This window comes from Rhodoblastus sp., from assembly GCF_041915505.1.
GTDB lineage: Bacteria > Pseudomonadota > Alphaproteobacteria > Rhizobiales > Beijerinckiaceae > Rhodoblastus.
The window spans coordinates 1-9,387 of the sequence record NZ_JAYSBG010000128.1 but is presented as its reverse complement, the minus strand read 5'-3'; the positions used below and the strand labels follow the sequence as shown (position 1 = coordinate 9,387).

Annotated in this window: 9 protein-coding genes; 1 reads left to right on the top strand and 8 read right to left on the bottom strand. The window is 62.3% G+C overall.

The window, feature by feature from the left end; translation table 11 throughout:
• Positions 1 to 35: 35 nt before the first annotated feature.
• The 6 genes from ACE3S9_RS09905 to modA all read right to left on the bottom strand — a co-directional run bounded on the left by ACE3S9_RS09905 (position 36) and on the right by modA (position 5,961).
• Positions 36 to 1,052 (bottom strand): sulfate ABC transporter permease, encoded by a 1,017-nt coding sequence (locus ACE3S9_RS09905; RefSeq protein WP_374546292.1) that lies wholly within the window; start codon positions 1,050 to 1,052, stop codon positions 36 to 38.
• 21 nt (positions 1,053 to 1,073) lie between these two features.
• Complete coding sequence (locus tag ACE3S9_RS09900) at positions 1,074 to 1,976, bottom strand: ABC transporter permease (protein ID WP_374546291.1); 903 nt, start codon at positions 1,974 to 1,976, stop codon at positions 1,074 to 1,076.
• 60 nt (positions 1,977 to 2,036) lie between these two features.
• Positions 2,037 to 3,140, bottom strand: a complete 1,104-nt coding sequence (locus tag ACE3S9_RS09895; RefSeq protein ID WP_374546290.1) for a sulfate ABC transporter substrate-binding protein — start codon at positions 3,138 to 3,140, stop codon at positions 2,037 to 2,039.
• Positions 3,141 to 3,358: 218 nt separating this feature from the next.
• Positions 3,359 to 4,477 (bottom strand): molybdenum ABC transporter ATP-binding protein, encoded by a 1,119-nt coding sequence (gene modC, locus ACE3S9_RS09890; protein ID WP_374546289.1) that lies wholly within the window; start codon positions 4,475 to 4,477, stop codon positions 3,359 to 3,361.
• Entirely contained in the window at positions 4,474 to 5,160 is a 687-nt protein-coding gene (gene modB / locus ACE3S9_RS09885) for a molybdate ABC transporter permease subunit (RefSeq protein WP_374546288.1), read from the bottom strand. Before modB ends, modC begins: the two co-directional genes overlap by 4 nt.
• 6 nt (positions 5,161 to 5,166) lie before the next feature.
• Positions 5,167 to 5,961 carry a molybdate ABC transporter substrate-binding protein gene (modA, locus tag ACE3S9_RS09880; RefSeq protein WP_374546287.1) on the bottom strand — a complete coding sequence of 265 codons (795 nt, stop codon included), beginning with the start codon at positions 5,959 to 5,961 and terminating at the stop codon, positions 5,167 to 5,169.
• A 610-nt stretch (positions 5,962 to 6,571) separates the two neighbouring features.
• On the opposite strand from modA, the gene ACE3S9_RS09875 reads away from it, so the two are divergent.
• Positions 6,572 to 6,808, top strand: coding sequence for a hypothetical protein (locus ACE3S9_RS09875; protein WP_374546286.1), 237 nt, complete (start codon positions 6,572 to 6,574; stop codon positions 6,806 to 6,808).
• Positions 6,809 to 6,815: 7 nt separating this feature from the next.
• Here ACE3S9_RS09875 and ACE3S9_RS09870 read toward each other — a convergent pair whose 3' ends face one another.
• Complete coding sequence (locus ACE3S9_RS09870; protein WP_374546285.1) at positions 6,816 to 8,249, bottom strand: porin; 1,434 nt, start codon at positions 8,247 to 8,249, stop codon at positions 6,816 to 6,818.
• Positions 8,250 to 8,701: 452 nt separating this feature from the next.
• Positions 8,702 to 9,387: P1 family peptidase (locus tag ACE3S9_RS09865; protein WP_374546284.1), on the bottom strand; the 686-nt coding region annotated here is incomplete at its 5' end.

Below are 9,387 nucleotides of genomic sequence, written 5' to 3'. Positions count from 1 at the left end.
TGAACTTCGATGGTCATGGCGGAGAGCCTTCTCGATCAGCGCCGGGATTCGCCAGCGGTCTTCAATTCGATCGCGATCTTGGCGATCAGCGAGAACACCGCGAGCAGCGTGAGGACGGAGGCGACGGTGAAGGCCGCCTGGTTGTTATATTCGTTCCAGAGTTTTTCGATTCGCAGCGGCATGGTGTCATTGACGTCGATATGGCCGGACACGACCGAGACCGCGCCGAATTCGCCGAAGGCGCGCGTCATGGTCAGGATCACGCCGTAGAGCAGCGCCCATTTCACATTGGGCAGCGTGATCTTGAAGAAGGTCCGCCAGCCGGAGGCGCCGAGCGAGAGCGCGGCGAGCTCCTCGTCCGACCCCTGGCTTTCCATCAGCGGCGTGAGCGACCGCGCGACGAAGGGAAAGGTGACGAAGATGGTCGCGATCACGATGGCGAGCGGCGTGAAGATGACGCCGGTGAAGGTCCTCTCGAAGCCCAGCGGCCAGATCCCGTCGTCGAAGCCGACCCACCGCAGCGAGAAGATATCCGGCCAGACCAGATGCGTGGCCCAGTCGCCGAAAATGCCGTTTCGGCCGAGCAGCAGCACGAAGATCAGGCCCGCGACCACCGGCGAGACCGAAAAGGGCAGGTCGATCAGGGCGGTCAGTAGGGTGCGGCCGCGAAAGTTGAATTTGCTGATCGCCCAGGCGGCGGCGAGGCCGAAAATCACGTTCAGCGGGATCACGATCGCCGCCACCGAAACGGTAAGGCCGATCGAATGCCAGGTGCGCGCCGCCTGGGTCGCCGCTTCGGCGAACCGGCGCTTCTGGCTGAAGGTCAGCGTCGCATCGGTCGGCGGCTCCGGCGGGAAGAACACGGCCAGATAGGCGTCGAACCCCTTGGCGAAGGCCTGATGGAAGACATTCGCCAGCGGAAGCAGGACGAACAGCGTCAGGAACAGCACGGTGATGGTGATCAGGACGCGCCGCCCAAGCGCGCTTTCCGTGGCGGCGGGTCTGGCCGCCGCGACGTTCAGGGGGATTTTGGTTGCTATGGCTCCGGCCATGAGAGTCGTCCTCGGAAATGGTCAGGCCGCGCGTTCGTGACGGCGGGCGAAGGTCTCGACGCCGTTGATCGCGAGCAGCAGGAGAAGGGAAATGGCGAGCAGGACCACGCCGATCGACGCAGCGGCGGCATATTGGAAGTCGTCGAGCTTGGTGACGATCTGCAGGGGCGCGATCTGCGACTTGCCGGGAATGTTTGAGGCGATGAAGATCACCGAGCCGTATTCGCCGATGGACCGCGCGAAAGCCGTGGCGAAGCCGGACGTCCAGGCGGGGAGCAATTCGGGGAAGATCACCCGACGGAAGATCGTCAGCTTGTCGGCGCCGAGGCTGCGCGCGGCGGTCTCATATTCGGGGTCCCATTCCTGCAGCACCGGCTGAACGGTGCGCACGACGAAGGGCAGGCTGACGAAAACCAGCACCAGCACGATGCCGGCGGTCTGGCCGGTATAGGGAAAAGTCAGCCAATCCAGCGTGTCCGGGGCCAGCGCCGGACCCGCGCCGAGCCAGCCCGCGACGCCATTGACGCCCGCGACGATATTGGGGCCGAGGCCGCCGATCCAGCCGTCCTTGAGGTAAAGGCTGGCATAGGTCAGGCCGGCGACGGCGGTCGGCAAGGCGAAGGGAAAATCGATCAGCGCGTCCAAGAAGCGACGGCCGGGAAAGTCGTAGCGAACCAGCGTCCAGGCCACGATCAGGCCGAAGATGGCGTTGATCGCCGCCGCCAGGAAAGAGGCCGAGAAGGTCAGCTTGTAGGAGGCGACCACGATCGGGTCGGTGATGATCCGCCAGAATTCGCCAAGGCTGATCTGGGTCGTTTTCAGCACCAGGGCCGCCAGCGGGATCAGCACCAGCGCCGACAGATAAAAGATCGTATAGCCAAGCGACAGCGAGAAGCCGGGAAGGACGCGGGGCGAATCGGACATGGGGACAACCTTTGACCGGCGGCGCGCCTGGGCGGGATCGGCCCGGGCGCGCCTTTGGGCTCATTTTGCGGGCTTGTAGATCTGGTCGAACACGCCGCCGTCGGCGAAGAAGGTGGTCTGGGCCTTCGTCCAGCCGCCGAAGGTCTCGTCGATGGTGAAGAAGGGAATGGCCGGCAGGTCGACGCTATATTTCTTCAAGGCGTCGAGATTGCGCGGCCGATAGTGGAGCTGGCCGATGAGGTCCTGCGCCTCGGGGGTGTAGAGACCCTTCAGATAGGCTTCCGCGACGGCGCGCGTGCCGCGCTGGTCGACCACCTTGTCCACCACCGCGACCGGCGGCTCGGTCAGGATGCTGGCGGAGGGATAGACGATGTCGAATTTCTCGGCGCCGAACTCGTCGCGGGCCAGCCACAGCTCGTTTTCCCAGTTCAGCAGCACGTCGCCGATCTGCTTCTGGGCGAAAGTGACGGTGGAGCCGCGGGCGCCGGCGTCGAGCACCGGGACATGGGTGTTGAAGAATTCGGCGATCTGGGCCTGAACCTCGGGGTTCTGGTAGATCGGGAAGTCCTTGGCCGCGGCGGCGGCCGCAACGGCCTCTTCCTGCCCCTTGGCGGTCGAGAAGTCGTGTGTCTTGGCGTTGCCGAGAGCGCCCCAGAGCGAGAGAAACACCCAGCGGGCGCCGCCGCTGGTCTTCGGATTGGCGGTGATGACCTGGACGCCCGGCTTGAACAGGTCCTTCCAATCGTGGATGCCCTTGGGATTGCCCTTGCGGACGAGGAAGGCGATGGTCGAGGTGTAAGGCGCCGCATTGTTGGGCAGCTTCTTCTCCCAGCCCGGATTGATCAGGCCGGCGCGCTCGATGGCGGTGATATCCCAGCCGAGCGCCAGGGTCACGACGTCGGCGTTGAGGCCGTCGATGACCGAGCGCGCCTGCTTGCCGGAGCCGCCGTTCGACTGTTCGATGGTGACGGCGGCGCCGGTCTCGGCCTTGTATTTCTTGCTGAAAAGCTCGCCATACTGGGTGTAGAGTTCGCGCGTGGGATCGTAGGAGACGTTGAGAAGGCGCGTCTCGGCGGCCTGGGCGGCCGTTCCGGCGCCGAGGGGAGCCGCGAGGCCAAGGGTCGCGCCAATCGCCGCCCCGAGGGCCAGAAGTTTCCGTTTCATGGTCGAACAGCCTTTCATCGCAATTTCATCGTCCGGCGTCGCAGGCGCGATCGCCGACTGGAAAATTATTTTAAATCTATAAAAAATGTCAACTGTTCATCTGAGCGCTTCTTGCGCCGGGCGTCGAGCGGTGGCGGCGAGAGGCCCGATTTTCCTGTTGATCGGACAGCAAAAAAGAGTTGCCGACGCCTCTCCGCGCTTCGCGTGGGGCTCGCTCGCTATTCCTCCGGCTCGCCGCGGCCGGCGCCCAGCGCGACATATTTCACCTGGGCGAACACGGTCTGGCCCTCGGTGAAACCAAGCTCTTCCCAGGATTTGCGGGTCATGCGCGACAGCAGGCGCGCGCCCTCGCCCTGTTCGCCCAAAGCGACCACCGCTACGATCTCATAGGGATCGAGCGCCTTCATCGAGACCACCTTGGCGCGAAACACGTTCAGGATCGAACTGCGGCCCGGATTTTCCCGCGCAAGACTCACATCGCTGGCGAGGATGCGGATGCGGCGCGGCTCGCCGACATAGGCGGGCGGCGCCGGCGCAATCAGGCGTCCGCCCGGAATGGTCAGATTGAGCAGGCCGAATTTATCGTCGAAGCTTTCGACCACGCCGTGCAGGGTCACGGCCGCCTCGCGCGAGCTTGACAGCGGCGAGGATGGATCGCTCTGCAAATCCGCCAGCGGCCCCGACGCCACCAGATGGCCTTTGTCGAGCAGGACGATTTGGTCCGCCAGGCGTTCCACTTCCGTCATGTCATGGGTGATGTAAAAGATCGGAACGGCGAAATGATCGCGCAGCTTTTCGATGAAGGGCAGGATTTCGCTCTTGGTCCTGCGGTCGAGCGCCGAGAGCGGCTCGTCCATCAGCAGAACCTTGGGCTGCGTCAGCAAGGCGCGGCCGATGCCAATGCGCTGCCGCTCGCCGCCCGAGAGATTGCGCGGCGCGCGATCCAGCAGATGCCGGACGCCGAGCAAATCGACCACCTCGTCGAAGTCGATTTCCGGCCGGTCCTTCGGCTTTTCTTTCGGCGCGCCGAACAGCAGGTTCTTGCGCACCGAAAGATGCGGGAACAGGTTCGCCTCCTGAAAGACATAGCCCAGCGGTCGCTTGTGGGTCGGGAGGAAGGTTCGGTCTGGCTTCTGCCAGATGTCGCCGTCGATGTCGCAAAAGCCGTCCGTCACCCGGATCAATCCGGCGATACACCGGATGACCGTGGTCTTGCCGCAGCCGGACGGGCCGAACAGAGCCGTGACGCCCTTGGCGGGCGCCGCAAAGTCGACATCGAGGGTGAAATTTCCGAGGACATTGAAAAATTTGGCGCGGATCGTATGGGTCTCGCTCATCCGCGCATCCTTGCGAAACGCTTCTCGATCAGGATCATCGACAGGATCACGACAAAGGCGAACACCACCATGCCGCCCGCCAGAATATTGGCCTGATCCCATTGCATGGCCTCGACGAAATCGAAAATCGCGGTGGACATGACGCGGGTGCGGCCGGGAATATTGCCGCCGATCATCAGCACGACGCCGAAATTGCCGACCGTATGGGAAAAACCCAGCACCGCGCCCGAGAGAAAGCCGGGACTGGCGAGCGGCAGAGCGACGCGCCAGAACGCCTGCCACGGCGACGCGCGCAGGGTCGCCGCCGCTTCGAGCGGGCGGTCGCCGATGGCCGCGAAGGCGTTGCGGATCGGTTGCACGACCGTCGGCAGCGAAGCGATGATGCAGCCAATGACAAGGCCCGTGAAGGTAAAGGCCAAGGTGCGCCCGCCCCACAAGAACGAGGCGATGCCGCCGCCCGGACCATTCGGCCCGAGCGCGATCAGAACATAGAAGCCGAGCACGGTCGCGGGCAGCACCATGGGCAGCGAGACCAGCGTCGCAACGATCTCCTTCCATCTGGCCTTGGAGCGCGCCAGCCACCAGGCCAACGGCGTCGCCACGATCAAAAGCGTCAAGGTCGAAATGCTCGCCAGTTCAAGGGTCAGCTTGACCGGCGACCACAATTGCCAGAGATCGTTCATACGCGATTACGGCAAAGCATAGCCGAAACGCTCGATGATCGCGAGCGCCTCCGGGCTTTTGAGGAAGGTCACGAACGCCTTTGAGGCCTCGTCGTTCGCGCCGTTCGTCAGCAGAACCGCGTCCTGACGGATCGGCGTATGGAACTTGTCCGGCGCCACCCAGCGGGTGCCTTCGTTATTTCCATAAAGCTGGGCCAAAGCGACAAAGCCGAGTTCGGCATTCTTGGTGTCGATGAACTGGAACGCTTGGGCGATGCTCGAGCCCTGCACGATCTTCCCCTGCATGCCGTCGAAGACGCCGAGAGCCTTCATGGTCTCAACGGCGGCGGCGCCATAGGGCGCGGCGGCGGGATTGGCGATCGACAACTTGTTGAAATTACCGGCCTTGAGCGCGGCTTCGCCATCCGTCACATCAATGACGCGGCTCCACAGCACCAGCTTGCCAATGGCGTAAGTGAAGCGGCTTTCGGGGACGGCGAAGCCTTGTTCGACGGCAAGGCGGGGACGCTCCTCATCGGCCGAGAGGAAAACTTCGAACGGCGCGCCGTGGGTGATCTGGGCGAAGAAGGCGCCCGAGGCGCCCGAAATCAGAATCGCTTCGTGGCCGGTCTTTTGCTTGAAAAGGGTCGCAATCTCACGCGCCGGCTCGATGAAATTCGCGGCGACCGCGACATGGGTTACGCCAGCGAGCGCCGCCGTTTGGCCGGTAGCGGCGGGCTGTTCTGCAAAAGCCGGCGGAACGAGTCCGGTAAAAGCGGAAAACAGCAGACCTCCCGCCGCCGCAAGCATCCGACGCCTCATTCTCACCCCCTACGTTGAGACCAATCACGACGGCGCCAAAATAGAGCCGATTACAGCCAAAACACTACGGCATTACATCACGATGGCAAGCGCAAACATTCGACGGGCTCCTGTTTCTTTGCCACTAAAATTGCGATTTACATTGCGGTTCTTGCACAGTTTTTGCTCTTGACAGGAGGGTGCGCCGGCGTCGCGCGATTTGATGCAAAGACCGATCGTGTTGCGGCGCTGCTCACGGGAGAGTTGGCTCGAACGTTTCGCCGGTCACGTGCTCGAGGTGCTTCAAAGATGCAGGAAAGACCTCAAGCGGCTACCATCATTGGCGTCAGTTAAATGTGTTTATGCGCTTATAACGGCATATAAACGCGAGTGTTGCAGGAATTATGTCTGTAATGCATATGTAAAAATGCCAAAAAGCATGCTTATTTCGGCGAATAAATCGTATATCGATACAACTATTACATAATTTATACAAATAAAACGATCTAATAAAAAATAATTTAGTTTACAGTGACGAAAACACCATTCATATATAACGGGATCATTGAGAAAAGTGGCCGAAGGTTGGCTGCAAAGAATTCGCCAAAGGCGCCGGAATCAGGAGGCCCTTATGAAAAACGTCCTCGTTTTCACCATCGCGCTCGGTCTTGCCGGCGCGCCGTACGCCGCGAGCGCCGAGACGCGCCATCATCCGACGCCCGCGCCCGCCGTCCAGGCGCAGCCCGCCGAACAAGCTCCCGGCCCGTCGCTCAAGCCATACGCCCATCCCGGCGACGGCGATAACGACGGCTTGAGCCGGGATCCCGACGATTGCAACAAGGGCTGCATCGGCGGCAATCCCGGCTGAGCCGGGATCAGAACCGGAAGCGAACGCCAACGGTGGGGGCAATGTTTTCGGCATGCGATGCGCCGCTGGCGACGCCGCCGTAAATATTCGAGAACAGTACGCCGCCATAGACGTCGATCCGCGGAACGGGTCGATAGTTCAGCAGTAGGGAATAGGACCAGCGGCCTCCCGTGCAACGGGTGGCGCTCGTGGATGTTCCGGAACCGGTGCAGGCCGCTGCGGTTGACGGCTGGAAATTATTCTGGGTCTCCCAGTAAATGCCGGTGGAAAAGTCGAGATTGTTCTGAATCGCATAGCGAAAACCGGTCCAAACGGTGTTGAGAACGCGCGGGACGGTGAAATTATTGACCGTGACCGAGCCCGGCGGCACGACGATGCCTGAGGCGATGGTCGGCAGGCCGCCGGGATAAGAGGTGTCCGTCGGATTGGTCGTGTTCGACCAGATATAGCCCGCAAAGAACCTGAACTTCTCCCATTGATAGCGCGCCAGCAATTCAAGGCCGCCGGTGTTCGAAACGGTCGCGCGCACGATCGAGTTCGGATCGTAGCCAGCCGGCATGGTCGCGCCGCCATAGCTCGCGAAGGTCAAGGCGTTCTGGGCCCAGCCGCCGATCGCGTCGAAGGTGAATTTGCCGTAATCGAAGCCGACCTGGCCCTGATATTGCGCGGTCGCGGCATTGCCTTGTTCGTAACCGCCGACCTGCGCTTGGAAGGCGATGCGGAAGCTTTCGTAGGTCAGGCGGTAGGTGATCGCGGTATTGATGCGCGACGTCGGACTGGCCCCGAAAGTGGCGTAAAGCGCGGTGAAACCGATTTGCGAAAAGGCGACGGAAGCCACCGGATCATAGGCGCCGAGCGCCGACTGCGAGAGCAGGGTCGTGCGGCCGAAGGTCAGCGTGCCGTAAGTGGGATTGCTGATTCCGACAAACCCCTGGCCGTTGTCCCACTGGCCGGCGCGGGCCGAGTCGAACGCCGTCCTTTGATAGGCGGTGCGATAAAAATTGTTGTCCGCCAGGGATTGCGGGCCGTTGACCAGCCGGAACGTATAGGGATTGAAACCGGCTTCCGCGGCGCCGACCAGTTCCCAGTCGCCGAAGATTTTTTGCGCGAGACGCACGCCGATGGTCGAGGTGCTCAATCCGTTGGGCGACCATAGCCACATCGGGCGCGTGCTGTTGCGCTGGATCGCATAATTCGGCTTGTCGGCGTTGACGCCCATCGCCGTGCCCCATTGCTCGTAGCCATAACCGCCGTCGAGCGTGCCATAGAGCGTCAGCGGGCCGTAGCTGAGAGGACAATCGCGAATCGTGGATTTCAGATAGGTCTCGAAACTGTCGAAACAGCTCGGCTTGGACGCGTCAGCTTCCGGCGATTTCGCCGAGGCCAGATCCGCGGCATGCGCAGAGCCGGCAAGAGCCATTGCGAAGAGCGCGGCGGTCATGGGCTTTTTCACGGCGTCCCCAAAAATCCGTCGGAGCGATATACGGTGGAGAGGATCGCCCGATCCGGCGCGTCGATCCAGTATTGAGGATGCCCAAAAAGCTGGCAAAGCGCCTGGAGCCTATGTAATCGAAAATGGAAATCCGCCCGATATCGTATTTCTGTGACAAAAAAATCGTTATAAAACAGCTTATTGTCAGGCGAGCAGAAAAAACGCGAAGAGCGATCGTGCTATAGATCACTTTCCATAAAAGCGAATTTTCCCTTCCATATGTGATAATTAGGCCACATTTTTTTCGTGCTGACGAAATGTATGAAGTACATGTGCGCAGTCGTGCAGAAAAAGATGGCGACTAATCTAAAATTTTGCGCGGATTTTGCGCGTAGAAAACGAACTCGTTCCTCGCACGCAAGCGGCGATGCTGACGGGAGCATGGCCCGCGCCGCAGCGGCTCAGCCGCCGAATTTCCGTCGCCAGCTCGGCAGGGCGTTCGTGAAGGGCAGGGGCGCGGCCTCGTAAACCGCCCGCGCCACGGCCCGCGCCAGGCAATCGGCGGCGGCCGCGCCGATCCGCGTGAGCGTCACAGGGTCGACCGCGCCCTGCGCGCCGCCGGTCGAGGCGGCGAAAACCACATCGCCGTCCATCGCCGCGTGAACCGGCCGCAACGCCCGCGCCAGCCCGTCTTGCGCCATGATCGCCATGCGTTTCGCCTCGGCCTTGGTCAAGGCGGCGTCGGTGGCGACAATGGCGATGTTGGTGTTTTGCGGCGCAGCGCCCTTCATCTTCAGCGCCAGCGCGTCCGGCGGAAGCGCGGCGGGCCAGCCCCGCCCGCCGAATTCGCCGTCGCGCTCATAGGGCGCCGCCCAGAAATGCGGCGTGTCGCCGATGGTGGCCTGCCCGACCGCATTGACCGCGACCAGCGCGCCAACGCGAAAGCCGTCCGGCGTCTCGGCGCTGGCCGAGCCCAGCCCGCCCTTGAGATCGGCGAGCGTCGCGCCATAGCCGGCGCCATGGCTGCCGAGCGCGAAATCGAGCGCCGCCGCTCTCGCCGCCGCCTGGCCCAGTCGCCAATAGACGGGCTCGCGCCAAAAATTCTTGTCGCCGCCATTGGCGAGGTCGAACAGAATGGCGCCGGGGA

Excerpts from the sequence above, each read along its gene's own strand:
- ACE3S9_RS09905 (WP_374546292.1), bottom strand. The coding sequence starts at position 1,052 with ATGGCCGGAGCCATAGCAACCAAAATCCCCCTGAACGTCGCGGCGGCC.
- ACE3S9_RS09900 (WP_374546291.1), bottom strand. The coding sequence starts at position 1,976 with ATGTCCGATTCGCCCCGCGTCCTTCCCGGCTTCTCGCTGTCGCTTGGC.
- ACE3S9_RS09895 (WP_374546290.1), bottom strand. The coding sequence starts at position 3,140 with ATGAAACGGAAACTTCTGGCCCTCGGGGCGGCGATTGGCGCGACCCTT.
- modC (WP_374546289.1), bottom strand. The coding sequence starts at position 4,477 with ATGAGCGAGACCCATACGATCCGCGCCAAATTTTTCAATGTCCTCGGA.
- modB (WP_374546288.1), bottom strand. The coding sequence starts at position 5,160 with ATGAACGATCTCTGGCAATTGTGGTCGCCGGTCAAGCTGACCCTTGAA.
- modA (WP_374546287.1), bottom strand. The coding sequence starts at position 5,961 with ATGAGGCGTCGGATGCTTGCGGCGGCGGGAGGTCTGCTGTTTTCCGCT.
- ACE3S9_RS09875 (WP_374546286.1), top strand. The coding sequence starts at position 6,572 with ATGAAAAACGTCCTCGTTTTCACCATCGCGCTCGGTCTTGCCGGCGCG.
- ACE3S9_RS09870 (WP_374546285.1), bottom strand. The coding sequence starts at position 8,249 with ATGACCGCCGCGCTCTTCGCAATGGCTCTTGCCGGCTCTGCGCATGCC.